Genomic DNA, 23,194 nt, shown 5'->3' on the forward strand with positions numbered 1-23,194 from the left:
AACGCCCCTATAAACCGCGCCTACTAGCAAGAGGATCCCGGCCGTGGAAGAAATCATCGAACAACTGCGTGAAGCCAACGAACCGGTCCCGGTTCCTTTGGAGCTGCCTGACGAAGACCAACTGGTGGAAATCGAGGAACAACTGTTCATCGACATCCCGTTTGTGTTCCGCGAATTCCTGCTGACCGTCAGCGACGTGGTCTACGGCAGCCTTGAGCCGGTGACCGTCACCGACCCGCAATCCCACACTTATCTGCCGGATGTTGCCGCCAACGCCTGGGATGCCGGGGTTGATCGCAGCATGATCCCGATCTGCCAGGATGGCGACGATTACTACTGCGTCGAGGAAGACGGCACCGTGGTGCTGTGGTCCGCCGAGGAAGAACTGGTCCAGGAAGAGACCTGGGAGTCGGTGTGGCACTGGGCACGGGACGTCTGGCTGGAAAGCTGATTCCCAAACCCCGCTAGTGCTCCGGCGTATCCTTGTGGTTATCCAGCGTCTCCAGCAAGGCCACCTGCATCCGCGTATGCACGCGGATGAACCAGCGCCAGAGCACCGCCGCCACCGCCGCCGTGACTACCGCGATCAGCACCAGCAACTTGTTGGTCGGCAGAATACTGGCCGACAAGGCTGCCAACAGCAGGAAGATCACCAGCAGTGACAGGATGGGGATCAACTCTGCAATCACCCGCCGCACCCGCTGGGTATGCCGGCCCGCCATTTCCGGCTTCACGCTCATCTCGGCCAGCAACATCGACAACGCCTTGAGCTTGCGATACGCCGCAATCAGGAACGGCAGCGACAAGAACAACGCCCCGCCCCAGATCAATGCCTTCTGCCAGCTTTGATCGCTGATCCAGCCTTCCAGATACCCACCGATGCGCGCCGCAAAAAAGCTTCCGGCGAAGAAGATCGCGATCACCAGCGCCAGGTTCACCCCTACTTGCAGCACGATCTTACGAATCATCGACGCCAGCATGGCGCCTTCGCCTTGAGGCTGAATACTGCGCAGCCATTCGCCATACATCCCGAATACCCGGCTCATGCGCTGGGGCATCACGGCGGCAATTTTCAACGACAGCGGGTCGGCACCGCGGATCAGGTAAGGCGTGAGCAAGGTGGTGATCGCCGAAACCGCCACCGCCACCGGGTAGAGAAAGTCGCTGGTCACTTGCAGGGTCATCCCCAGCGCCGCGATGATGAAAGAGAACTCGCCGATCTGTGACAGCCCCATGCCCACCCGCAGCGAGGTGCGACCATCGTTGCCAGCGATAAACGCGCCCAGCCCGCACGACAGCATCTTGCCCAACACCACCGCCACAGTGATCACCGCAATCGGCCAGGCGTACTGCAGCAAGATCTGCGGGTCGATCATCAACCCAATGGCCACGAAGAAAATCGCACTGAACATGTCGCGCACCGGCTCGATCAGGCGCTCGATTTTAATCAGTTGGCGTGACTCGGCCATAATCGCACCGATCAGGAAGGCCCCCAGCACCATGCTGTATTCGAGCTTGACCACCAGCAGGCAGAAGCCGAAACACAGGCCCAACACGGTGATCAGCAGCATCTCGTTGCTTTCGAATTTGGCGACGTAAGCCAGCAGGCGGGGCACCAGCAGAATGCCAATCACCAGCGCAACAATCATGAACAACGACAGCTTGCCCACGGTGGAAAACACCTCGCCGGAGCTGACCGTGCCACTGACGGCGATGCTCGACAGCAAAGCAATGATGCCGATGCCCAGGATGTCCTCGACGATCAGCACGCCGAATATCAGCTGGGCGAACCGCTGATTCTTCATCTTCAGGTCATTGAGCGCCTTGACGATGATGGTGGTCGAGGAAATCGCCAGGATCGCGCCGAGAAACAACGAGTCCATGGTGTTCCAGTCGAACCATTGGCCGATTTCGTAGCCGATCCAGATCATCAGGATGATTTCCAGGAACGCCGCGATAAACGCCGTGGCGCCTACCTTGAACAGCTTGCGCAGGCTGAACTCCAGGCCCAGGCAGAACATCAGGAAGATCACCCCCAGTTCTGCCAGGGTCTTGATCGTATCTTCATCGTGAATCAGGCCGAACGGCGGCGTGTAGGGGCCAATGATGAAGCCGGCAACGATGTAACCCAGCACCACCGGCTGCTTGAGGCGATGAAACAGAATGGTGACAACCCCTGCCACCAACATGATCACGGCCAAATCCTGGATAAAACTGATGGCGTGCATGGCGAAGGGCTCCTTGAAATGGCTGGCGCTTTCTCACTTTCCGCGTGTGCTACCGCTGAAAGAAAAGTCTGCCGTGATCGTAAGAAATGCCCGGAGATGGGCTTTTGAAGGTTAACACCGCGACTTCCGCCGGAAAGCCGGTGCAATATATGGAAACAGATCGACCCGCGCGTGACGGCAAGCCGTCCACTGGCGTCCCGTTAGGGATGGCGCTGCAAAGACCCCAGCACCCGCAGAGGTGCCCTACCCAACCAATGCCTACAACCCGTGAGTGTGCTATGGAACCCGGAAACGCCCAGCTGTCGATGACGGTATTGATGACCCCAGACATGGCCAATTTCTCAGGCAATGTCCACGGTGGCACCCTGCTCAAGTACCTCGACGAAGTGGCGTACGCGTGCGCCAGCCGTTATGCCGGCCGTTACGTGGTCACGCTGTCGGTGGATCAGGTGATTTTCCGCGAGCCGATCCATGTCGGCGAGCTGGTGACCTTTCTCGCGTCGGTCAACTACACCGGCAACACCTCGATGGAAGTGGGCATCAAGGTGGTGACCGAAAACATTCGTGAACGCTCGGTGCGTCATACCAACAGTTGCTTTTTCACCATGGTAGCGGTGGACGACCAGCGCAAACCGGCCGCCGTGCCGCCCTTGCAGCCGCACAACAGCGAAGACAAGCGCCGCTTCGTGCAGGCCCAGCAGCGTCGGCAGATTCGCCAGGAATTGGAAAAGCGCTATCAGGAAATCAAGGCCGACGCGCCTTAAATTCCAAGCTGCGAACCGAATCAAATGTGGGAGGGGGCTTGCTCCCGATAGCGGTGGATCAGTCTCGAACATGCTGACTGACACACCGCCATCGGGAGCAAGCCCCCTTGTGTCTTGAGTCAGGATTAGACTGAGGGTGAGAGCGGTGAGTAGCAAGCTGAATGCCCCGAGTGCTTAAAGCACGTGTGGGAGCCCACGCTGCTACTCACCTCTCCGCTCTGGACATGAGCCCGAACAGTTGAACGAGCCCACCTCGAACAGTTACAAGCGTGGGCCAAGCCAGAGCGCTCTCACTCTAAGTGTAAGAGGATTTGGCCATGTTTTCCTGTTCCGCAGGCATTGATGTTTCCAAAGACAGTCTTGAGGTTCGGATTCATTCACTTGAAGCTGGGGTAAGCTGTTCCAACACTGAAAGAGAGTTACCGGCGTTGATCGGTTGGCTAATGCTTTACCAGGTTAATCGCGTGTTGGTGGAAGCCACGGGCGGCTACGAGCGCAAAGTCGTCAAAGCGGCCCAGGCTGCCGGCCTTGAGGTTATGTGCGTTAACCCCCGTCGCGCCAAAGAGTTTTCCAGAGCGATGGGTCAAAAAGCCAAAACCGACCCGATAGACGCAAAGTCTCTGGCGCACTATGCAGCCATTCTAGACTCGCCAAGTGCCCGAATCACAAGCCCGGAACACGACAAGCTGCGCGCGTTGGTCCAGCAGCGGGAACATTTTGTTCAGCAAAGAGATGACGACAGACGACGCCTGAAAACTGCTTCCTGCGATGCGGTAAAGCCTGCATTGCAGAGCCATATCGACTATTTGAACACGGCAGTGGAGGCGATAGATCAACTAATTCGTCAAAGTGCGAACGAGCTAGATAGCGAAAAGGTGGCTCGACTGTGTTCAGTCAAAGGCATCGGGTTGGTTACTGCCACCAGTCTTATGGCTTACCTGCCCGAGCTGGGAGAAATTGGCGGACGCCCTATCGCAGCATTAGCGGGACTCGCTCCGTACAACAACGACAGCGGAAGGCATAAAGGTGCACGTCATATCAGTGGCGGAAGGTTTTCAGCTCGTCGCTCACTTTACATGGCCTGTTGGGTGGTCATCCGGGACCAGCCAGAATTCGGGACTCGATATAAGGCGCTACGTGATAAAGGGAAATGCGCCAAAGTCGCGTTGATCGCCTGTATGCGCGTTTTGTTGGTACGCCTGAACGCGATGCTGCGCGACCGTACTGAATGGATAGAGCGCACCGCTTAGCGCGGTAGCAGCTACTTCGTTCAACATCGCACGGCCTAAGGCTGTGGGAGCTTTGCTGCCTATGAGAAATGACTTCTGAATTGAATCCATTAAGACAGTTGCTCCCACATTGGTTCTGTGTGCTTACAGGCTGATCGGCGTGGCCTCAAACCGTACGCGCGGATGGGCAATGCGATCCTGCGCCCGCACCAGTTCCAGTTCATAACTGGCGCAGGCCTGGGTCTCCAGCAGCACCTCGTGCACCGCCGCGGCGGTGAATTCGAAGGCCGCCAACAGGCTATCGCCCAGCAGCACCCGCGCCAGGAACAACCCTGACGTCAGGTCGCCCACACCCACCGGCTGGCGCGGGAATGCCAGCAGTGGCCGACGCAAGTGCCAACTGCCATCAGCCGTCACCAGCAGCATCTCGAAGCCGTCCGGCAGCTTGCCGGGGTAATCCAGATGCTTGACCAGCACCGCCTTCGGCCCGCGCGCCAGCAGGGCTTTGGCCATCGCCAGGCAATCGAACAGCGATTGCGGTTTGCGCCCGGCAAAGCTGTCCAGCTCCAGTTGGTTGGGGCATAGGAAATCCGCCATGGCCGCCGCCTCGTTCAGCAGGAAATCACTGACTTCCTGCGGCACGATGCAGCCTTTTTCAGGGTGGCCCATCACCGGGTCGCACAGGTACATTGCCTTGGGGTTGAGCGCCTTGATGCGCGCCACGCCGGTAAGAATCGCACGCCCCTGATCCGCACTGCCGAGGTAGCCGGACAGCACTGCATCGCAGTTACCCAGCTCGCCGATCGCTGCGATACCTTCCACCAGTGCCGGAATCTGCTGCGGCGCCAGCACTTCGCCCGTCCAGTGGCCATACTGTGTGTGGTTGGAGAACTGCACCGTGTTGAGCGGCCATACGTTCACCCCGACCCGCTGCATGGGGAACACGGCGGCGCTGTTTCCGGCGTGGCCGAAAACCACATGAGACTGGATCGCAAGCAGATGGGGTGTGCGTTTCATGCAGGAGATGTCCATAAAGCCGTTGAAATTCTGGCCGCGCAGTATGCGACTAAACGCAGCCTGTACGACAGACCGGCGACACAGTTAAGCTGCGCTCACTTTGCTGGAGTTCATGGAATGCTGACCCTGGGAAACATGTTCGTGTTGATGCTGCTGGCGACCGGCGCCGCTTGGGTCTGGCACAACCATGGCCTGCGCGAGCGCGCGTTGGAGCGGGTCAAGCAGCACTGCGCCAAGCTCGATATCGAACTGCTCGACGGCGCGGTGGCACTCAAACGCATCGGTTTCGTGAAGGATGCCAAGGGTCGGCGCCGGTTGGCACGGGTCTACAATTTCGAGTTCACCGTGACAGGCGAGGCTCGCCACAGCGGCACCATTACCCAATTTGGCGCCCACAGCGCGCAGATTGAATTGGCGCCCTACCCGTTCGAAGCCAAGGAGCCGCTGCCCAGCGCCAACGTCATCGAGCTGAGCCAGTGGCGCCAGGACCACGCAACCAAGAACCGTCAGTAACGGCAGGCAGCCAGAGCGGCCTGCAATGCCGCCACGTTCTGTGGTGCGTTGAAGATCAATTCGATACGTGAATCGCGGCGCCATTCGCTGGGTTGCCAGGCGAGTGAACTGTTATCCACAGCGTTGGCGGACATCCACGCGTCACGGCTGTGGATAACCAGTTTGGCGCGACGCCATTGCAGACCCGTCAGCCATTGGCTCACTCGTTCCAGGTCAAATCCCTGGCTCGGATGCCAGCGCCAGCCAATGCTCCAGCCACCTTCCTCGGCTTGGCTCAAGCAGATTGGCAACGTGGGGTCACTCCAGATCGCCGGCATTTGCGCCAAGCCTTGGGGCACCGCGAAGTTATCCACAACCTCGCCAGCCTTGGCTTTCAAGCCAGGCAATTGTTCCAGAGGCAACTGAGCCTGGCGCGTCCAATAGAGCGCGTTGCCAGGTAACCGCTGCTCAATAGCCTGGCGTTGCTCAGCGTCCAGCGCCTCATCCTTGTTCAACACCAGCAAGCCGGCACCGGCCAGCGCCTCCTGCTGCGCTTGCGGCAAGGGTTTGCCCGCTGCCAGGGCCTGGGCGTCCAGCACCAGCACCCAGGGCTGAACCGCCAGCACGCCTTGCCATGGCGCTTCGCCTAACTGTTTGAGCAACTGCGCCGGATGGCCCAGGCCCGACGGCTCGATAAACAACCGATCCGGCTTGGCCTTACGCAATAACCGCCCCAGGCCTACCTGGAACGGCGCGCCATTCACACAACACAGGCAGCCACCCGCCACTTCGCCCAAGGCAATGCCATCGTCAGCTTGAGTGAGCAAGGCCGCGTCCAGGCCGATCTGCCCGAACTCGTTGATCAGCACCGCCCAGCGCTCGTTGGCCGGGCGTTGGGCAAGCAGGTGTTTGATCAGGCTCGTCTTGCCGGCACCCAAGGGCCCGGCAATCACATGGGTGGGAATGTTCTGCAGCATGGGTTGGCATCATTCAGACCGTGTAGAGCGTTTGATCCTACGCGTTTATGCAAGCCAATCCAGCGTGAGGATCAAGCGACGCTCATTGGCTTTCAGTGCAGGTGAGCGGTGAATGAGGCCATGGTCTTCGTTGCCATGCCATTTGGTGCCCTTGAGCAGAGCCACCTCGCCACAGAGGATTTGCTCGATGCGCTCGGTGGGCTCTGCGTCGGGCTGGCTTAATCGCCGGCGGTCCATGACGCCTTCGCGCAGCCATTGGCTGCCGACGCCAGCGTAGGTGGTGATCAGCCGCACAGGCACATGGTCGACGTGAAAACGCGGGCACATGGCCCTGTCCAGCAGGCGCAGACGCACGCCGATGCGCCTGGCGCCCAGCAGGCAGGCGAATGCACTGACCAGCCAGGACACATCGGCGATAAAACCATCATAGCCTTCAAGATCGCGGCAATGGGGCGCCAGCCCCTGCAGGTTCGGCGCGCTGTCTTCGCGGTCCAACTCGATAACCAATGCCTCGGCCAGCGGCTCATCGAGCGCCACGACCAAGGCGGCGAATTCGGCGATGTGCAAGGGTAATTGGCGCTGCCACAGCGCCAGGTTCACGCCGTCTTCCAGGATGTCAGACAGCGCCAGCGGGGTTTGCCCGCGGGTTTGGCGAACCACCGGGCGCAGGGGAGTAAGCGGGGCCAACATCAGGCGGCGGCCTCTTCATACCAAGGGCCAAAGGGATCGGCCAACTGGCGCCAAGCTTCGACGCCCAGGGCCATTTCTTCATCCGTGAGCAAGCATTGGTCCAGCTCGGCGCGCATCTGCGCAAAGTCGATGTGCTGGCCGATAAACACCAGCTCCTGACGGCAATCACCAGTGCCCGGTTGCCAGTTGTCCATGATCGCCGCGACACTTTCTGCGTCTTGCGGCCACTGGCTTTTCGGCACAAAACGCCACCAGCGCCCGGCAAAGCCATGGCGCATCAAACCACCGGCCTGGGACCAACTGCCGGCGTCCTGGTGTTTGCTGGCCAGCCAGAAGAAGCCTTTGGAACGCAACAGTTTGCCGTTCTCCCAAGGCCGGTCGATAAAGTCGAAAAACCGCTGTGGATGAAACGGGCGGCGCGCACGGTAAGCGGTGGACGCAATGCCGTACTCGTCGGTTTCCGGCACGTGTTCACCGCGCAATTCCTGTAACCAGCCCGGTGCCAGGGCAGCCCGTTCGAAATCAAAGCGGCCGGTGTTGAGGATCTTGTTCAACGGCACTTGCCCCATGACCATCGCAATGATCTGCGCCTGGGCATTGAGGCGCTCAAGAATGGCCATCAGTTCTTCGCGCTCGCGGCTGCTGATCAGGTCGATCTTGCTGACCAGTATCACGTCGGCGAATTCGATCTGTTCGATCAGCAGGTCGGTGATCGAGCGCTCGTCCTCCTCGCCCAAGGTTTCCCCACGTGAGGCCAGACTTTCTGCGGCCTGGTAGTCGAGCAGGAAATTCACCCCGTCGACCACCGTGACCATGGTGTCCAGGCGTGCGACATCCGCCAGGCTCTGCTGGTTTTCATCGCGAAACGTGAAGGTTTCGGCCACAGGCATGGGTTCGGAGATGCCGGTGGATTCGATCAGCAAGTAATCGAACCGACCTTCCCTGGCGAGCTTGCCGACTTCTTCGAGCAAGTCCTCGCGCAGGGTGCAGCAGATGCAGCCGTTGCTCATCTCCACCAGTTTTTCTTCGGCGCGATTGAGCGTAACGTCGCGCTGCACCTCACTGCCGTCGATGTTGATTTCGCTCATGTCGTTGACGATCACCGCCACCCGCAGGTTTTCGCGGTTGCGCAGTACATAGTTGAGCAGGGTGCTTTTGCCGGCGCCGAGAAAGCCGGACAACACGGTGACGGGTAGACGGTTGGGCATCGGATCGCTCTCATCAGGCTGCCCGGTCGAGCCAGGCTTTGTTTTTATGTTATAGTATAACAATGCAAATAAGCCAACCCTCCTTACTCTTCGCGATTTGCGCCCTGTTATCAGCAGTGGCAGGACCTGCCTGTGCCCAACCCCCAAACCCGGTGGCTCACTGCACGCGCAGCGCCAACCTGCTGGCCTGTGTCGACCCGCTGGGCAATGCCTACAGTGTGGCGACCGTTGGCAGCACCACGTATCTGCGCGGGTTCGAAGTGATCGGCAAACGCTACTGGGCACAAACCAATAGCCGCTATGGGCAGCTGACGTTCTTTACCGGATTGGCATCGGACGGTGAGGCGTGGGTTGGCTACACGCGGCGCGTGGGCTGGACCACCCTTAACCGGTTCTCCAGTTCGGGCGGCGCCAGCGCCAGGTTCACCTGCAGCCGAATGACCGGCTGTTAGACCTGGCCCTTCTTCTGTTCCTGCACCCATGCCATATAGCTGTTCATCGGCGGGTTCTTTTCGAAGTATTTCTTCAGCCCGTCGAACAGACCGTCTGCCACCGCCTGCTGATGGCGCGCAGTCACCAGCCGCTGGGCGTCCTGGGTGTTGGAGATAAACCCGGTCTCGACCAGGATCGACGGCACGTCCGGTGATTTGAGCACCGCGAACCCGGCCTGCTCCACGCGTTTCTGATGCAGGCTGGTGATGTTTTGCAGGCTGCCCAACACCGCGCTGCCCAGCTGCAGGCTGGAGGCGATGGTGGCGTTCATCGACATGTCGAGAATCACGCCCGCGAGCATTGGGTCCTTGTCCTTCAGGTTGAGTAACGTCGTGGCGCCCAGCAGGTCCGCGCCGTTTTCGCGCTGCGCCATGAAACGTGCAGTTGCCGAGGTAGCACCGCCCTCGGACAACGCATACACCGAGGCCCCCGATGCGGTGAGCCTGGGTGCCGCGTCGGCATGCACCGAGATGAACATATCGGCTTTGTGCTGGCGGGCTATGTCCACACGCTTGCGTAAAGGCACGAAGAAGTCGTCGTTGCGCACCAGCTTCACATCGAAACCCTTTTCGCGTTTCAAGCGTTTAGCCAGCAACTGGGCAATCGACAACACCACGTCTTTTTCCCGCTGGCCTTTGGAGCCGATGGCGCCGGGGTCTTTGCCGCCATGGCCAGGGTCGACCACCACAATGATGTCGCGCCGGGGATGAGCTTTATCCACCGGCGCGATCAATGGCGCAGGCGCGGCCGCGATTTGACGAGGCGCCGAGGTAGCGCGCGTCAGGTCGAGCACCAGGCGATGGCCCTGACCCTCCTGAGGCGGCAACAGGAAACTGTTGAGCTGCATCGGTGCGGCCAGGTCCAGCACGATGCGGGTGTCGTCCTTGCCGAAATGCCCGGAGCGAATCGAAGTAATTCCGCTGTTCTTCAGCATCAACTGGGAAAAGTCACCACTGAGCCCGGCGCCGCTCAGGTCAATGATCACGCGATCCGGCGCGGCCAGGAAAAACGTCTTGTATTGCACCGGGCCGCTGAGGTCGAACACCAGCCGCAGCTTATCCTCCGAACGCCACAGACGCGCATTGCGGATTTGCGTGGCGCAGGCCCCCAGCGGCAAGGCGAATAAGGGGCTGACCAGCAGCAGGTTGAGGAGCTGACGTCTGTGCATGACCAATACCGCAAATAAAGGAGCGTCCCTGCTCGACGTGACTGAAGAAAGGCTGGGGCAGAAATTTCATCGTCGAAGCGATTGTTATACTATAACATGTCGAATTATTTCCAACGATGGACCTGCTCATGAATGCGCTGACTCTGCCGGATATCGCTGCGCAGGCTTCACGCCAAGCCTTACCACTCGACTGGGTCGGCATGTGCGGCATCGCCTTGCCGGTTCTGCTTGAGGGCCAACGTCTGCCCGCCACCGCCGATGCAGGGGTGAGCCTGGACGATGGCTTGGCCCGTGGTATTCATATGTCACGCCTGTACCTGGCGCTGCAGGCGTTCGACCAGCAACCGCTTACGCCTGCACTTCTGCGTAATGTACTGCAGCGCTTTCTCGACACACATGAAGATTTATCTAACAACGCCTACCTGCGGATCCACACCCACTTACTGTTGAAACGCCCCGCCCTGGTCAGCCCACTGGACGGTTGGAAGCGCTACCCGGTAAGCATCGAGGCACGTCTGGAAAACCAGATGTTCCACGTGGAACTAAAAATTGACGTTGCTTATTCCTCGACCTGCCCTTGCTCCGCTGCCCTTGCCAGGCAATTGATTCAGCAGCAATTTCTCGAAGATTTCGCCAACACGCCATTGCGGCATGCAGACGTGTTGACCTGGCTCGGCAGCACCAATGGCATCGTCGCCACGCCCCACAGCCAGCGCAGCAGCGCCCAGTTACAGGTGCATCTGCAAGGCGACCAATTGGCCATCGTCGATTTGATCAACGCTGCCGAAGCCGCGCTCGGCACCGCTGTGCAAACCGCAGTGAAGCGTGCCGACGAACAGGCCTTCGCGCTGGCCAACGGGCAGAACCTGATGTTCTGCGAAGACGCCGCCCGCCGCCTGAACCTCGCCTTGAAACGCTCGGATGCGGTCAAAGCCTTCCACCTCAAAGTGATCCATGCTGAAAGCCTGCACGCGCACGATGCCGTGGCTGAAAGCCGCTGGACGAGACCCTTCCCATGATCACCTGCAACGCTTTGCGCTGGGGCGCCCCGGGCCAACCGCTGACCCCCGCCGTGGATTTCACCCTGGCAAAGGGCAGTCTCACTGGCGTCATCGGCCCCAATGGCTGTGGCAAAAGCAGCCTGCTCAAAGTCATCGCCGGCCTGCAAAAGCCGCTGGCGGGGACCGTCAGCGTGGCTGTTCCACGCCGTGGCGGCCTGGCGTTCCTGCCTCAGCAGCAACACTTGGACCGACAGTTCCCCATCAGCCTGCAAGAATTGGTCGCCGCCGGATTCTGGGGCACCCGGCTCACACCACCGCAACGCAGCGAGCGCCTGCAAACCGTGCTGGAAGACTGGTGCCTCAGCGGCCTGGAGCAACGCCCATTGATGGCCCTGTCTGGCGGCCAGCTGCAACGCGCCCTGCTCGCCCGCATGAGCCTGGCCGACGCACCAGTCCTGCTGCTCGACGAACCTCACGCGGCCCTCGACGAAGAAGGCCAGGCGCTGTGCTGGAAACACATTCACGCCTGGCACGAAGCGGGCCGCACGTTGATGGTCGTCTGCCATGACCTGGCCTCGGTGCGCCACCACACCCCGCACGTGCTGCACATCAAAAGCACCGGCTGCGCGCTGGGCCCAAGCAAAGAGCTGATCCGCCCACAACCGCAATTGCAGGTGGCCTGATGCACTTTGCTGCTCACTTGTGGATGCCCTTTGTCGACTTCGTCTTCATGCGCCGCGCGCTGATCGGCGGCCTGGTACTCGCCTGCAGCACGGCGCCGCTGGGCGTGTTTCTGATCCTGCGGCGCATGAGCCTGATCGGTGACGCCGTGGCCCACGGCATCCTGCCCGGTGCCGCCCTGGGCTTCTGGTTCGCCGGGTTGAGCCTGCCGGCACTGACTATCGGTGGCCTCGGTGCGGGCCTGAGCATGGCCGGACTATCCGCCTGGATCACCCGCCGCACCGGCCTGCGTGAAGACGCCAGCCTTGCCGCCATCTACCCCATCTCCCTCGCTGCCGGCGTGCTGATCCTGGGCATCGCCGGCAAGCGCCTGGACCTGCTGCACCTGTTGTTCGGCTCGGCCCTGGCCGTGGACGAAACCACCCTCACCGGCATGCTCTGGGTCTGCGGCTTGAGCCTGATCGCCATGGCGCTGATCTACAAACCGCTGCTGCTCGATACCCTCGACCCGCTGTTTCTGCAAACCGTCAGCCGCCTCGGCCCGCTGGCTCATGGGCTATTCCTGACCCTGGTGGTGCTGAACCTGGTCATCGGTTTCCAGGCCATCGGCGCCTTGATGGTGGTGGGGTTGATGATGTTGCCGGCCATCGCTTCGCGCTTCTGGAGCCGGCGCCTGCCGGTGCTGATCGCAGTATCGGCGGTGCTGGGATGCCTGTCGGTGTGGCTGGGTTTGTTGCTGTCGTTCTACTACTCACTGCCCAGCGGCCCGGCCATCGTGCTGGTGGCTGGAGCCGGGTATGCGTTGTCCGTGGTTTTCGGTCCGGTGCACGGCTTGCTGCGCCGCCCGCCCTTGCTTACATCCCAATGAGGTGTTTTCCGATGCGCGCTCTACTCGTGCTGTTCAGTCTGCTGCTGCCCCTCTCGATGGCCCAGGCCGCCGATAAACTCCAAGTGGTCACCAGCTTCAGTATTCTCGATGACATCACCCAACAGATCGGTGGCGATCATATCCAGATCAGCAACATGGTCGGCCCGGACGCCGACGCCCATACCTACGAACCCACGCCGGACGACGCCAAGGCGTTGCTCAAGGCGAAACTCATCATCAAGAACGGCCTCGGCTTCGAGCCCTGGTTGGACCGACTGGTGCGCAGCACCGAGACCAAGGCCACGGTGGTCACCGCCAGCAAAGGTGTGATCTCCCACACCATGGACGAGGACGGCGAGACCATCCCGGATCCACACGCCTGGCACAACCTGGCCAACGCCGAGATTTACGTCAACAACATCACTAAAGCGCTGGTAACCGCAGACCCGGCCAACCAGGCAGACTACCTGCGCAACAGCCAGGCCTACCTGAAAGAAATCCACCGCGTGTTGGCCGAAGCCAAGGCCAAGTTCGGCGCACTGCCGTCGGGTAACCGCCGTATCGTGACCTCCCATGACGCCTTCGGTTACCTGGGCCAGGTCTATGGCATCCAGTTCCTCGCGCCACAAGGTTTGTCCACCGAGCGCGAACCGTCAGCCGCCGAAGTGGCCGCGCTGATCACCCAGATTCGCCAGGACAAGGTCAAGGCCGTGTTCATGGAGAACATCAAGGACTCACGCCTGCTCAAGCAAATTGCCGATGAAAGCGGTGCGCAGATCGGCGGCACGCTGTACTCCGACGCCCTCGCCACCGAAGGCCCCGCGAGCACGTTTATCGGGCTGTTCGAATACAACCTCAATACCTTGTGCGCGGCGCTGAGCACACCATGATTCGCAATGCCTGATGGTTCTGCGTCAAGCGCGAGGTTTGACGGTACCGCAATCGTTGCCCAGCCATTGCGCGTGAGTGTCCAGGCTGCCCTTTTGCTGGATGCCGGTGGCATTGAAGGTGCCGTTGACGGTGGTGGTGAATTCTTTCTGGCTCTGGAAAGTCGCCACGCCTACGCCTTGGGCTTTCGGGCAACTGAAGCGGAATTTCCATTGGTTGCCGGTCTTGTCGGTCACTTGCTGTTTGCAACCTGATTGCGGGTCCGTCAGGGGGATGGAGTCGGATGCGACCTGCGCCGGCGTCAGGCACACCTGCACGCCTTTACCGGCCATGGTGATGCCCTGTTTTTCCAACATGGCGCGCTGTTCAGGGGTCATCTGTTGCTTGAGCTGACCGAGGATCAGCGACAGGTCCGGCAGGTCCTGGTTATCGACTTTCATATTGCTGGTGGTCAATTCCCACAAGCCCGGCGCCAACATCTGTGCCTGTGCTGCCACCGGCAGCGACAAACCAACAACCATGGATAAACAGAGCAGACGAGCATTCATCGGGTAACTCCTGGGCAATTGTGGGCGTTAGACGCCGCAAAGGTGCCAGTGTTGCACGGCAAATAAAATAGCGACATTCACTGTGGAACATGGTCTGTTACGCATTGGACTGCCCGGAGTAATGTCGTTCATGGATTTTTTTGGCCCGCACCTGCTCGCCTACTTCATTGCCACGCTGCATTTTTTCGGGAGCCTCGCCGCGATCCATGCGGTACTGACCGTCAGGACCGCCCAAGGCTCGATTGCCTGGGCGTTGTCGCTGATGTTCATGCCTTACCTCACGCTGATTCCCTATCTGATTTTCGGCCGCAGCACCTTCGACGCCTACATCCAGGCGCGTCGCCAGGCCAACCAGGAAATGCACACGGCCATCGCCGAGTTGAACTGGCGCCCCTGGGTCGAGGAAGCGCTGGCCGCGCGCAATTCCAGCGCCTACGCCTCTTTGCGCGCCATGCCCAAATTGGGCCGCATGCCGTGCCTGGCCAATAACCAAGTGCAGTTGCTGATTAACGGCGACGCCACTTTCAGCGCAATCTTCGAGGCCATCCGCAGCGCGAAAACCGCTGTGCTGTTCCAGTTCTTCATCATTCATGACGATGAACTCGGTCGCCAACTGCACAGGTTGCTCACGGCAAAAGCGGCCGAAGGCGTGAATATTTACGTGCTCTACGACCGCATCGGCAGCCACGCCCTGCCCCATCGCTATGTGCAGTCGCTGCGCGACGCCGGGGTCAACGTCAAAGCCTTCGCCACCCGCAGCGGCTGGCTGAACCGTTTCCAGGTCAACTTTCGCAACCACCGCAAGATCGTGGTGGTGGACGGCATCACCGGGTTCGTCGGCGGGCACAATGTGGGCGATGAATACCTCGGCAAAAAGCCGCCCTTGTCGCCGTGGCGCGATACCCATGTGCAGGTCACCGGCCCGGTGGTGGCGTGCTTGCAAGAGTCGTTTGCCGAAGACTGGTTCTGGGCCGCACGCCAACTGCCACCCCTGATTCTGCCGGACGCTTACCCCGAAAATGGCGTGCTCTGTCAATTGCTCGCCAGCGGCCCGGCCGACTCGTATGAAACCTGCTCGCTGTTTTTCGTCGAGGCCATTCACGCCGCGACCGAACGCGTGTGGATCACCAGCCCGTATTTCATCCCTGACGAAGCCGTATTCGCCGCCCTGCGCCTGGCGGTCTTGCGTGGTGTCGACGTACGCCTGTTACTGCCATCGCGCCCTGATCACCGCATCGTCTACGCCGCCTCCAGCCTTTACGCGATCGAAGCGGTACGCGCTGGCGTGCGGGTGTTCCGCTATACGCCGGGCTTTCTGCATCAGAAGGTGGTGTTGGTGGACAGCGAAATCAGCGCCATCGGCAGCGCGAACATGGACAACCGTTCGTTCCGGCTGAATTTCGAAGTGATGTTGCTGACGGTCGACGAAGCCTTCGCCAAAGAGGTGGAGCGGATGCTGCTGGACGACTTCGCCCTGGCCCATGAAGTCAGCCAGGAGGAAAGCCGCGAAACCCGGCGCCTGCAACAGCTGGGCATGCGCGTGGCGCGCTTGATCTCGCCGATTCTCTGACAAACACCACTGTAAAAATGTGGGAGGGGGCTTGCTCCCGATGGCGGCGTGTCAGCCAGCTAATGGGTAGCTGATACACCGTCATCGGGGGCAAGCCCCCTCCCACATTTGGCCCTTCAGTGTTCTGAAGAAACGGCTCAGCGGTAGATATCCTCCCGCGTCCACGGCAGTTCATGGCTGCCATCGGCATGGGGTTTCACCGCCAGGATCTGATGCAGGTTGATCCAGCCCCGCGCAAAGGCATAGGCGCAACCCGCCAGGTACAGGCGCCAGATACGCAAGGCGTGCTCCGGCACCATCTTCGCCGCTGCTTCGAGGTTGTCCTCCAGGCGCTCGCTCCAATGGTCCAGGGTGCGCGCGTAGTGCAGGCGCAGGCTTTCGACATCGACCACTTCCAGCCCGACTTCGCTGATTTCGGCCGTCATCATCGCCAGGTGCGGCAGCTCGCCGTTGGGAAACACATAGCGCTCGATAAAGTCCCCGGCGCCACGGCCCACGGGGCGGCCGTCGGTGTGTTTGGCGGTAATGCCATGGTTCATCACCAGGCCGCCCTCACGCACGGCGCCGTGCAGAATCTGACAGTACTGCGCCAGGTTGGCGTGGCCGACATGTTCGAACATGCCCACGCTCACCACTTTGTCAAAACGTCCGTCTTGAGGCAGGTCGCGGTAGTCGAGCAGCTGCAGGTCGACCTGGTCCTCCAGGCCTTCGGCCTTCACCCGCTCCTGGGCCAGGGCCAGTTGTTCCTTGCTCAAGGTAATCCCAAACACCTTGACCCCGAATTCCCGCGCCGCAAACCGCGCCAGCCCGCCCCAGCCACATCCCACATCAAGCAGATACTCACCCGGCTGCAGTCGCAATTTGCGGCACAGATGGCGGAATTTGTCTTGTTGTGCCTGGTCGATGGACTCGCTGCCGGTTTCGAAATAACCGCAGGAATACACCATGTCCTGGTCCAGCCATAGCTGGTAGAACTCGTTGGACAGGTCGTAATGGTAGGAAATGGCCGCCGCGTCGGTCGCCTTGTCGTGGATCGAGCGCACCGGCCGAGGGCCGTCGTCGTCTTCGATCAAGGCGTGACTCAACTCGTCACATACCCTGATCACCTCGGCGATGGAGCCTTCCAGCTCCAGTTTGCCCTCGACGAAGGCTTCGCCCAGGGCGTCGAGCGTGGGATGGGTCAGTTGTGAGACGACCGTAGGGTCCTTCACCACGATGGTCACACTGGGCTCGGGGCCCAGGTTGAATTCATGGCCGTCCCAGAGTCGAAGACGTAGCGGTAGCTGAAGATTCTGTAAGGCCGGTGGAAGTTGCGCGAGCATGAGTAGTCCCCCCTTGTTTCAGACGTCTGCTGTGAGGGTAGACCATCCAAAATAAAGTAGGAAGCTATCGATTAAATAACTGCCTGCCATTAAGCCCGACGCTCGAGCAACCCGTCCTGGATCCACTGTTTCAGCCATGTGGCCGCTTGCAGTGGCGCACCCTCTTCATAAGTGACTGCCAACTCGACGCACAGTTCTGAAAAGTTCCAGCCGGTGGCGGTCATGCCCATCAGGGCGTGGGCTTCGCCGGGCTCGAGACTGCGGTAACGACACAGGTTCTGATGGCGCCACACCAGGCAGGCCTGCGCCGGGTCCAGCGCCTGGCTGCCGGGAAAGTCCGATTCATCCTTATTGGCCCGCCAGATGCTCAGCGTGTTGAAACGGCACGTTAGCTGCTGCACTGAAGGCACCAGCGATACGCGCAATGCCGGCCAGTCTTCAGGCGCCAGTTGCGCCATATGGTCGAGGGTCAGCGCCTCGCCCGCAGGCGCGTCGAATGACAGGGTGAATGCCCACTCCAGCCGCGCCAGTTCCGCCAGCGGGGCACTTTGTTCGGCCGTCAGGTGTTCAAGGATAAACCCTGCAAAACGTTCACCCAGCCAGCGCAGGCTGTAATGGGCCGAGGGATAACGACGAATATACGCTTGGCTCAGCGCGGCAAATTCATCATCGCCCAGCCAATACCGGATGGCGGCAAAGTCGTGACGTAATACGTCCTGCAATCGGGACAGGTAGGCGTTGTGATAAATCGCCAGGCCCGTGTCCACATCCAGCGTCGGCCCGCCAAGCAAGGTGGCGGCAAAGCCACTGTCGGCGGTGCAGGTTTCAGACAACAGATGTGCCTCGAACGCCCGTTGCCAATCGATCAAGCGCATAGCGACCGCCTGGCCAACGCAGTGGCACCCAGTTCCCGGGCCTTGTTCAATTCAGCCAGCAGCACTTCGAACGGCGGGAAATGATCGTCGCGCTCCAACAGCGTCGAGACCGGCCCCAGGTGTTCCAGCGTGCGCTGATACAGCGCCCACACCGGATCGCACACCGGCTGATCGTGGGTATCGACCACGTAGTCGCCGTAGTCCCTATGCCCCGCCAGATGCAGCTGGCGAATGCTTTCAGGCGGCAGGTTGCGAATGAACGTCCAGGCATCGAACCCGTGATTACGCGAGCTGACGTACACATTGTTCACGTCCAGCAGCAACTGACATCCCGTCAGGTGCGCCAGGGCATTGAGAAATTGCCACTCGGTGAATTCATCGGCCTTGGAGCGCACATAGCTGGAGACGTTTTCCAGCACCAGCGGGCGTTGCAACACGTCTTGCACCTGACGCACGCGACTGGCCACGTGGTACAGGCTTTCTTCGGTGTACGGCAGGGGCAGCAGGTCATGCAACTGGTGTGCGCTGCCACGGCTCCAGCACAGGTGATCGGAAATCCAGGCTGGCTGGATGCGCTCGGCCAGGGCCTTTACCTGCTTGAGATAAGCGGTGTCGATGGCATGGGGCCCGCCGATCGATAACGACACGCCGTGCATCACCAAGGGATAGCGTTCGGCTATGGCGTCCAGGTAATACAAGGCCTTGCCGCCCTGCACCAGATAATTCTCGGAGATCACTTCGAACCAATCCACCGCAGGGGATTGGGCAAGGATCTGTTCATAGTATTCGTGACGCAAACCCAGGCCGTAACCCAGGGAGGGGAGAGAACGGGTCATCATGCGCTCCTGGAAAGTGTCCGCAGCGGCGCGAGGTCCGCTGCGGTTGCACTCGCGTGTCGGTTACTCGCCGACTTTGCCACCGGCCTTGTCGCACTCGGCCTTGGTCATGGCCTTGAAGCCGTGGCCTTTGCACACCGCCTGGCCTTTGCAGGCGTTTTCAGCGGTTTTGCAATCGTTCATGCCTTTGCAGGAGGTGACACCGTAGCAATGAACCGGAGCGTCGGCGGCCTGTACCTGGGTGGCGACGCCGGCAAACATGGAGGCCGCAGCGATAGCCAGGGCAGCACCGGAAACGGCGTGTTTGATATTCATTGTGTAGTCCTCATCGGTCAGTGGTGATGCCGGTCTGAGCGGATTGCCCAGTCTCGACACACCACTAGAGTGAGGCGCCCTTTTAGCGTTACAGCCCGGTACGAAGTTTTCTGAAATTATTCGTCAAGCTTCAACAGCGGCTCCTGAAAACGCAGCAGCCGCCCGGCGTTGCCCAGTACCAGCAAGGTGCTGAGGTTATGCAACACCGCTGCGATCATGGCCCCGGCGGCGCCCAGCCAGCCGAAGGCGGCGAACACCACGATGGCCAGCGTCCAGCCCAGGCCAATGATCACATTGACTTGCAAGGTGTGCCGGCACTGGCGGCTCAAGCGCACGCAGGTGCCCAGGCGGCGCAGGTCGCTGCCGATCAACACCACGTCTGCCGAGGCCAGCGCGATATCGGCACCGCCCGCGCCCATCGCAACGCCGACCACACCGGCTTTGAGGGCAAGGGAGTCGTTGATGCCATCCCCCACCACCATCGGCCGGAAACCGCTGCCGATCTCCCCCAGCACACGGTTGAGTTTGTCTTCCGGCAGCGCTTGGGCCTGGACCTCAGCGATGCCCACATTCACGGCCAGGCTGTCGGCCACGCTCTGGCGGTCGCCGGTGAGCAGCAACTGGCGACCCAGGCCCAGCTCGCGCAGTTCCTGCAGGGCCTGGCGCGCCTCGGGTTTGACGCTATCGGCCAGCAGCAGCCAGGCCAGGAACTGTCCGTTCAGCGCGAGCCCGGCAATCGGGCCGTCGTGGTTGGGCACCGAGGTCGTGGCAATAGCCAGCTGCTCGAACAGTTCGGGACGGCCCAGCGCCGCTTCGCCCTGTTCAGTGTGCGCAACGACACCGAGTCCCTGGCGCTCGCGAATATCGGTCAGCACCACGCGCTGTTGCTGTGTCGCCAACCCCGCCAATGCACGGCTGACCGGATGGCTGCTGGCCGCACCGAGGCTGGCCGCCAGGTTGAGCAAGGCCTGGCGATCGGCAGACGCGGTTTCGATGGACTGCAGGCGCAAGGTGCCGAAGGTCAAGGTACCGGTCTTGTCGATAACCAGTGAAGTGAGGTCCGCCAGCTCTTCCAGAAACGCCGAGCTGCGAATCAGAATGCCGTGCCGTGCAGCGACCGCGATCCCGGCAATTGCGGTAGCCGGCGCCGATAACACCAACGCACACGGGCACGCCGCCACCAGCACGGCCAGCATCGCCTGGGCGTCGTTGGTGACGAACCAGGTGACCGCCGCCAACAACAGCACCAACACCATGTAGCTACCGGCATAACGCTCCAGCAACCGGGTGATCGGCGGCTTGGAACGTTCAGCGTTCTGCATCAACGCAATCACCTTGCCCAGGGTCGACTCATTGCCCGTGCGCGTCACTTCAAGGCGCAGCAGGCCGTCCAGGTTGATCGCCCCGCCAAACACCTGCACGCCCACGCTGGCTTCCAACGGTACCGATTCACCGGTGATCGGCGCCGTGTCCAGGCTGGCCTGGCCCGACAGCACCACGCCATCGGCCGGCACGCGGTCGCCGGCGCGCACTTCGACCACATCGCCGGTGTTCAGCGTGCCGTTATCCACTTCGACAATGCTGCCGTCAGCCTGCACCCGGCGCGCATGGCTGCGCGTGAGTTTACCCAGCGCGTGGATCGCTTCCTGGGAACCGATCACGCTGCGCTCTTCGAGCACATGCCCGAAAATCATGATGATCGGCAGCAGCGCCGCGGTCAGCAGATCGCCAGTGGCCCAGGCGCCGATCATCGCCAGCGCGATCAATTGGTCAGTGATGCCATGCAGGCTGGGATAGCGCAGGCTGTACCAGGCCGAACGCATCACCGGCACGGCCACCAGCAGCGAGGCCACACCGAGCAGCAGTTGGCTGACCCCGCCCTGGTCCGCCGCCAGCCAGCGCCATACCAGGCCCAATACGAGTAAACCCAGGGCCAGCATGGCCAGGGTCAATTGCCGGGCGGCGCTGCGCTGCTCGGCGGAGGTCAGCATGGGTGCGCTCATTGTTCGGCTCCCTGAATGATCAAACGGGAGTCGTCTTTAGGATCGACCGTGGTGACGGAGCCGGCCTGGCCCAGAATCTTCGGCAGGCGCTCGCGGTACAGGCGCAGCAACAGGCCCGGGTCTCGGACTTGCGCCAGGCTGGTGACGGCAGCGGTCTGCGCCTGGGCATTGGCCAGGCGTTCACTGGCTTGGGCATGGGCGACTTGCACCTGGCGGTCAGCCTCCTGGTTGGCGGTTTGGGTGAGTTTTTCCGCATCGGTACGCGCGTTGGCCACCGCTTTGTCGGCTTGCTGGCTGGCGGTGAGTACCGCATTGAACGCGTTCACCGCCGGGCCCGGCAGGCTCGATTGCACATCGACCCGTGTCACTTCGATGCCCAGGCCCAACCCGCTGGCAGTCAACTGCGCCAAGCGCTTATTGATGCCTTGCACCAGATCACCGCGCAGTTTTTCGCGGCGCTCGGCGGCGCCGTTGTCGGCGCCGATCAGCTCGGGGCGCGCGACCAGGATGGTGTCCAGGTCCCGCGCCGCCGTCAGGGCCACTGCGCTGCGGGTCACCAGGCGGTCCAACGCCGGCAGCACATGCTCGCCCTGCAACACAAAGGCGTAGGGCTCGGTGACCTTGTAGAACACCCGCACATCCAGCTGCACGATCCCGGCATCGCCGGTCAGCAAATAGCCGGAACCGGCCAGCGTATCGCTCAGGGGTGTGGCGAAACTGGCCACGCGGTCAGCCTGCACGGCCGCCTCTGAACGCAACAGGTTCTCCACCCGACGCTCGATCACCCGGTCTGCCGCCGGCAACAGCACCACCTGTTCGAACGGTTGCGGCCAGGCCAGCAGCAGCCCGGCGTTCTGAATGCGGTCGAGGGCGCCGAAGTGCAGCACCATGGCGCGGTTCTGCGGATCGATCTGGCGCACATTGGAAAACGCCCAGGCCAGCGCCGCCAACACGGTGACCGCGTACAGCGCCAGGAACGTCAGGCGCCCGGCCTGGATCCAGGGGCTGTCCGGGCTGTCACGCTCACTCATGGCTGCACATCCTTGGGCCCATCCACCAGCGCGCGGAACGGCGCGGCATCGGTGCGCAGGATGATTTTGGTGCCCGGCGTCACCACGGTGCCCAAGGTATCCAACGAGCGCAGCAGGTTGTACAGCTGCGGATTACCCGCGTAGGCGCGTCCATAAATCTGCGCCGCTTCGACCCGCGATTGCGCTTCGATATCGGCGGCTTTCACCGTGGCGTCGGCTTGCATGATGCGCGCATCACGTTCGGCCGCCGAGCGGATCTGCGCCGCCTCACGCTTGCCCACGGCGGTGCGCTCGGTGGCGATGGTTTCACGCTCGGCGCGCATGCGGTCGACCGTGGCGGTGAGGGTCACCGACGGCAATGTCAGCCGTTCGATACCGACCTGGGCCACGCGTACGCCATAGGTGGCCAGCAATTGCTGATCGATCTGCTGGCGCAGTTGGGCTTCGAAATCGGCGATGCGCACCTGGTTGGCGTCGGTATTGATCAGGCTGGACAGGTCAAAACTGGCCGCCGTGGTTTCCAGCGCCGAACCGACGAAGGTACGAATCTGCCGCGCCGCTTCATCCGGCTGGTTCTGCACCGCGCGCATGAAGCGCTGCACATTGTCGGTATCGCCCTGCACCTGCCACGCCACGTAGGCCTGCACGATGATCCGCAGGCCATCGCGGGTGCCCACATCCTGCAACCCGCTGGAGGTGGTGCGCAGGCGCAGGTCAACCGGAATCGCCGCTTCAAACGGCGCCGGCCAGCGCCAGCCCAGGCCCGGTTCCAGCAGCACCCGCACCGGGTTGCCGAAACGGGTAATCACCGTGGCCTCGCCGGAGCGCACCTGCACCAGGCTCGCTGCCGCGATGGCAAACAGCACAAGCATTACCGCCCAGGCCATACGCCGCCAGGGGAAAGGGCTGTCTGCCTGTTCATCGCCATGATGGTGATGGTGGCCGTGATGATGGTGATGACCGTGATCGTGAGAATGAGCGCTCAACAGAC

24 protein-coding genes are annotated in these 23,194 nt (G+C 61.3%); 10 read left to right on the top strand and 14 right to left on the bottom strand.

Annotation, left to right across the window (positions count from 1 at the left end; translation table 11 throughout):
* The first annotated feature begins 43 nt into the window (after positions 1 to 43).
* Positions 44 to 451 carry an SMI1/KNR4 family protein gene (locus C4J86_RS26480; protein ID WP_078735291.1) on the top strand — a complete coding sequence of 136 codons (408 nt, stop codon included), beginning with the start codon at positions 44 to 46 and terminating at the stop codon, positions 449 to 451.
* A gap of 13 nt (positions 452 to 464) precedes the next feature.
* Here C4J86_RS26480 and C4J86_RS26485 read toward each other — a convergent pair whose 3' ends face one another.
* Positions 465 to 2,228, bottom strand: coding sequence for a cation:proton antiporter (locus C4J86_RS26485; protein WP_124372331.1), 1,764 nt, complete (start codon positions 2,226 to 2,228; stop codon positions 465 to 467).
* A 278-nt stretch (positions 2,229 to 2,506) separates the two neighbouring features.
* Between C4J86_RS26485 and C4J86_RS26490 the strand changes: the two genes are divergently transcribed.
* Together C4J86_RS26490 and C4J86_RS26495 are read left to right on the top strand one after the other, a co-directional pair.
* Positions 2,507 to 2,992 carry an acyl-CoA thioesterase gene (locus C4J86_RS26490; protein ID WP_034110411.1) on the top strand — a complete coding sequence of 162 codons (486 nt, stop codon included), beginning with the start codon at positions 2,507 to 2,509 and terminating at the stop codon, positions 2,990 to 2,992.
* 317 nt (positions 2,993 to 3,309) lie between these two features.
* Entirely contained in the window at positions 3,310 to 4,242 is a 933-nt protein-coding gene (locus C4J86_RS26495) for a transposase (protein WP_124369104.1), read from the top strand.
* Between the two features lie 123 nt (positions 4,243 to 4,365).
* On the opposite strand, the gene pdxY is transcribed toward C4J86_RS26495, so the two are convergent.
* Entirely contained in the window at positions 4,366 to 5,238 is an 873-nt protein-coding gene (gene pdxY, locus C4J86_RS26500) for a pyridoxal kinase PdxY (RefSeq protein WP_124372332.1), read from the bottom strand.
* A 117-nt stretch (positions 5,239 to 5,355) separates the two neighbouring features.
* Between pdxY and C4J86_RS26505 the strand changes: the two genes are divergently transcribed.
* Positions 5,356 to 5,751 carry a DUF3301 domain-containing protein gene (locus tag C4J86_RS26505; protein ID WP_124365041.1) on the top strand — a complete coding sequence of 132 codons (396 nt, stop codon included), beginning with the start codon at positions 5,356 to 5,358 and terminating at the stop codon, positions 5,749 to 5,751.
* Here C4J86_RS26505 and C4J86_RS26510 read toward each other — a convergent pair.
* The 3 genes from C4J86_RS26510 to zigA are packed head-to-tail and all read right to left on the bottom strand — an operon-like array spanning position 5,745 to position 8,605.
* A complete protein-coding gene (locus C4J86_RS26510) occupies positions 5,745 to 6,707 on the bottom strand; it encodes a GTP-binding protein (RefSeq protein ID WP_124372333.1) in 963 nt (320 codons plus the stop codon). The two genes, C4J86_RS26505 and C4J86_RS26510, sit on opposite strands and share 7 nt — an antisense overlap.
* 45 nt (positions 6,708 to 6,752) lie before the next feature.
* Entirely contained in the window at positions 6,753 to 7,397 is a 645-nt protein-coding gene (locus C4J86_RS26515) for a DUF1826 domain-containing protein (protein WP_124372334.1), read from the bottom strand.
* A complete protein-coding gene (gene zigA, locus C4J86_RS26520) occupies positions 7,397 to 8,605 on the bottom strand; it encodes a zinc metallochaperone GTPase ZigA (protein WP_124372335.1) in 1,209 nt (402 codons plus the stop codon). The genes C4J86_RS26515 and zigA overlap by 1 nt, the downstream gene beginning before the upstream one ends.
* A 62-nt stretch (positions 8,606 to 8,667) precedes the next feature.
* Between zigA and C4J86_RS26525 the strand changes: the two genes are divergently transcribed.
* Complete coding sequence (locus tag C4J86_RS26525; RefSeq protein ID WP_124372336.1) at positions 8,668 to 9,057, top strand: glutamine synthetase; 390 nt, start codon at positions 8,668 to 8,670, stop codon at positions 9,055 to 9,057.
* Here C4J86_RS26525 and C4J86_RS26530 read toward each other — a convergent pair.
* Positions 9,054 to 10,265 carry an N-acetylmuramoyl-L-alanine amidase gene (locus tag C4J86_RS26530; protein WP_124372337.1) on the bottom strand — a complete coding sequence of 404 codons (1,212 nt, stop codon included), beginning with the start codon at positions 10,263 to 10,265 and terminating at the stop codon, positions 9,054 to 9,056. The genes C4J86_RS26525 and C4J86_RS26530 overlap by 4 nt on opposite strands.
* A 128-nt stretch (positions 10,266 to 10,393) precedes the next feature.
* On the opposite strand from C4J86_RS26530, the gene folE2 reads away from it, so the two are divergent.
* From folE2 to C4J86_RS26550, 4 genes are read left to right on the top strand one after another with little or no spacing between them, the layout of a single operon-like run.
* Positions 10,394 to 11,284 (top strand): GTP cyclohydrolase FolE2, encoded by an 891-nt coding sequence (folE2, locus tag C4J86_RS26535; RefSeq protein WP_124372338.1) that lies wholly within the window; start codon positions 10,394 to 10,396, stop codon positions 11,282 to 11,284.
* Positions 11,281 to 11,949, top strand: a complete 669-nt coding sequence (locus C4J86_RS26540; RefSeq protein WP_124372339.1) for a metal ABC transporter ATP-binding protein — start codon at positions 11,281 to 11,283, stop codon at positions 11,947 to 11,949. Before folE2 ends, C4J86_RS26540 begins: the two co-directional genes overlap by 4 nt.
* Positions 11,949 to 12,815: a metal ABC transporter permease gene (locus tag C4J86_RS26545; protein ID WP_124365049.1), complete on the top strand. Its 867-nt coding sequence runs from the start codon at positions 11,949 to 11,951 to the stop codon at positions 12,813 to 12,815. The genes C4J86_RS26540 and C4J86_RS26545 overlap by 1 nt, the downstream gene beginning before the upstream one ends.
* Positions 12,816 to 12,826: 11 nt before the next feature.
* On the top strand, positions 12,827 to 13,705 hold the full coding sequence (locus tag C4J86_RS26550) for a metal ABC transporter substrate-binding protein (RefSeq protein ID WP_124372340.1): 879 nt from the start codon (positions 12,827 to 12,829) through the stop codon (positions 13,703 to 13,705).
* Positions 13,706 to 13,729: 24 nt separating this feature from the next.
* Here the strand turns inward: C4J86_RS26550 and C4J86_RS26555 are convergent, their stop codons facing one another.
* Positions 13,730 to 14,251, bottom strand: coding sequence for a DUF3617 domain-containing protein (locus C4J86_RS26555; protein WP_065933659.1), 522 nt, complete (start codon positions 14,249 to 14,251; stop codon positions 13,730 to 13,732).
* A gap of 130 nt (positions 14,252 to 14,381) precedes the next feature.
* Here C4J86_RS26555 and cls point away from each other — a divergent pair, with 130 nt between their 5' ends.
* Positions 14,382 to 15,821 (top strand): cardiolipin synthase, encoded by a 1,440-nt coding sequence (cls, locus tag C4J86_RS26560; protein WP_124372341.1) that lies wholly within the window; start codon positions 14,382 to 14,384, stop codon positions 15,819 to 15,821.
* A gap of 137 nt (positions 15,822 to 15,958) precedes the next feature.
* Here cls and cfaB read toward each other — a convergent pair whose 3' ends face one another.
* The 7 genes from cfaB to hflC form a co-directional block, all read right to left on the bottom strand.
* Positions 15,959 to 17,143: a C17 cyclopropane fatty acid synthase CfaB gene (gene cfaB / locus C4J86_RS26565; RefSeq protein WP_124365052.1), complete on the bottom strand. Its 1,185-nt coding sequence runs from the start codon at positions 17,141 to 17,143 to the stop codon at positions 15,959 to 15,961.
* A gap of 89 nt (positions 17,144 to 17,232) precedes the next feature.
* Complete coding sequence (locus C4J86_RS26570) at positions 17,233 to 18,018, bottom strand: DNA-binding domain-containing protein (protein ID WP_124372342.1); 786 nt, start codon at positions 18,016 to 18,018, stop codon at positions 17,233 to 17,235.
* Positions 18,009 to 18,854: a DUF692 domain-containing protein gene (locus C4J86_RS26575; protein ID WP_124372343.1), complete on the bottom strand. Its 846-nt coding sequence runs from the start codon at positions 18,852 to 18,854 to the stop codon at positions 18,009 to 18,011. Before C4J86_RS26575 ends, C4J86_RS26570 begins: the two co-directional genes overlap by 10 nt.
* Before the next feature lie 63 nt (positions 18,855 to 18,917).
* The gene (locus tag C4J86_RS26580) at positions 18,918 to 19,169 is read right to left on the bottom strand and encodes a hypothetical protein (RefSeq protein ID WP_124368894.1); all 252 of its coding nucleotides are present in this window, start codon (positions 19,167 to 19,169) and stop codon (positions 18,918 to 18,920) included.
* 116 nt (positions 19,170 to 19,285) lie between these two features.
* Entirely contained in the window at positions 19,286 to 21,172 is a 1,887-nt protein-coding gene (locus tag C4J86_RS26585; protein WP_124372344.1) for a cation-translocating P-type ATPase, read from the bottom strand.
* Positions 21,169 to 22,203: a protease modulator HflK gene (gene hflK / locus C4J86_RS26590; protein ID WP_124372345.1), complete on the bottom strand. Its 1,035-nt coding sequence runs from the start codon at positions 22,201 to 22,203 to the stop codon at positions 21,169 to 21,171. The genes C4J86_RS26585 and hflK overlap by 4 nt, the downstream gene beginning before the upstream one ends.
* Positions 22,200 to 23,192 carry a protease modulator HflC gene (gene hflC, locus C4J86_RS26595; protein WP_164487808.1) on the bottom strand — a complete coding sequence of 331 codons (993 nt, stop codon included), beginning with the start codon at positions 23,190 to 23,192 and terminating at the stop codon, positions 22,200 to 22,202. Before hflC ends, hflK begins: the two co-directional genes overlap by 4 nt.
* Positions 23,193 to 23,194 lie beyond the last annotated feature (2 nt).

It is taken from the genome of Pseudomonas sp. R2-7-07, assembly GCF_003852355.1.
Lineage (GTDB): Bacteria > Pseudomonadota > Gammaproteobacteria > Pseudomonadales > Pseudomonadaceae > Aquipseudomonas.

What these genes read in the sequence shown, in the direction of transcription:
- C4J86_RS26485 (WP_124372331.1), bottom strand. Translation starts at nt 2,228, where the DNA reads ATGCACGCCATCAGTTTTATCCAGGATTTGGCCGTGATCATGTTGGTG.
- C4J86_RS26490 (WP_034110411.1), top strand. Translation starts at nt 2,507, where the DNA reads ATGGAACCCGGAAACGCCCAGCTGTCGATGACGGTATTGATGACCCCA.
- C4J86_RS26495 (WP_124369104.1), top strand. Translation starts at nt 3,310, where the DNA reads ATGTTTTCCTGTTCCGCAGGCATTGATGTTTCCAAAGACAGTCTTGAG.
- pdxY (WP_124372332.1), bottom strand. Translation starts at nt 5,238, where the DNA reads ATGAAACGCACACCCCATCTGCTTGCGATCCAGTCTCATGTGGTTTTC.
- C4J86_RS26505 (WP_124365041.1), top strand. Translation starts at nt 5,356, where the DNA reads ATGCTGACCCTGGGAAACATGTTCGTGTTGATGCTGCTGGCGACCGGC.
- C4J86_RS26510 (WP_124372333.1), bottom strand. Translation starts at nt 6,707, where the DNA reads ATGCTGCAGAACATTCCCACCCATGTGATTGCCGGGCCCTTGGGTGCC.
- C4J86_RS26515 (WP_124372334.1), bottom strand. Translation starts at nt 7,397, where the DNA reads ATGTTGGCCCCGCTTACTCCCCTGCGCCCGGTGGTTCGCCAAACCCGC.
- zigA (WP_124372335.1), bottom strand. Translation starts at nt 8,605, where the DNA reads ATGCCCAACCGTCTACCCGTCACCGTGTTGTCCGGCTTTCTCGGCGCC.
- C4J86_RS26525 (WP_124372336.1), top strand. Translation starts at nt 8,668, where the DNA reads ATGCAAATAAGCCAACCCTCCTTACTCTTCGCGATTTGCGCCCTGTTA.
- C4J86_RS26530 (WP_124372337.1), bottom strand. Translation starts at nt 10,265, where the DNA reads ATGCACAGACGTCAGCTCCTCAACCTGCTGCTGGTCAGCCCCTTATTC.
- folE2 (WP_124372338.1), top strand. Translation starts at nt 10,394, where the DNA reads ATGAATGCGCTGACTCTGCCGGATATCGCTGCGCAGGCTTCACGCCAA.
- C4J86_RS26540 (WP_124372339.1), top strand. Translation starts at nt 11,281, where the DNA reads ATGATCACCTGCAACGCTTTGCGCTGGGGCGCCCCGGGCCAACCGCTG.
- C4J86_RS26545 (WP_124365049.1), top strand. Translation starts at nt 11,949, where the DNA reads ATGCACTTTGCTGCTCACTTGTGGATGCCCTTTGTCGACTTCGTCTTC.
- C4J86_RS26550 (WP_124372340.1), top strand. Translation starts at nt 12,827, where the DNA reads ATGCGCGCTCTACTCGTGCTGTTCAGTCTGCTGCTGCCCCTCTCGATG.
- C4J86_RS26555 (WP_065933659.1), bottom strand. Translation starts at nt 14,251, where the DNA reads ATGAATGCTCGTCTGCTCTGTTTATCCATGGTTGTTGGTTTGTCGCTG.
- cls (WP_124372341.1), top strand. Translation starts at nt 14,382, where the DNA reads ATGGATTTTTTTGGCCCGCACCTGCTCGCCTACTTCATTGCCACGCTG.
- cfaB (WP_124365052.1), bottom strand. Translation starts at nt 17,143, where the DNA reads ATGCTCGCGCAACTTCCACCGGCCTTACAGAATCTTCAGCTACCGCTA.
- C4J86_RS26570 (WP_124372342.1), bottom strand. Translation starts at nt 18,018, where the DNA reads ATGCGCTTGATCGATTGGCAACGGGCGTTCGAGGCACATCTGTTGTCT.
- C4J86_RS26575 (WP_124372343.1), bottom strand. Translation starts at nt 18,854, where the DNA reads ATGACCCGTTCTCTCCCCTCCCTGGGTTACGGCCTGGGTTTGCGTCAC.
- C4J86_RS26580 (WP_124368894.1), bottom strand. Translation starts at nt 19,169, where the DNA reads ATGAATATCAAACACGCCGTTTCCGGTGCTGCCCTGGCTATCGCTGCG.
- C4J86_RS26585 (WP_124372344.1), bottom strand. Translation starts at nt 21,172, where the DNA reads ATGAGCGCACCCATGCTGACCTCCGCCGAGCAGCGCAGCGCCGCCCGG.
- hflK (WP_124372345.1), bottom strand. Translation starts at nt 22,203, where the DNA reads ATGAGTGAGCGTGACAGCCCGGACAGCCCCTGGATCCAGGCCGGGCGC.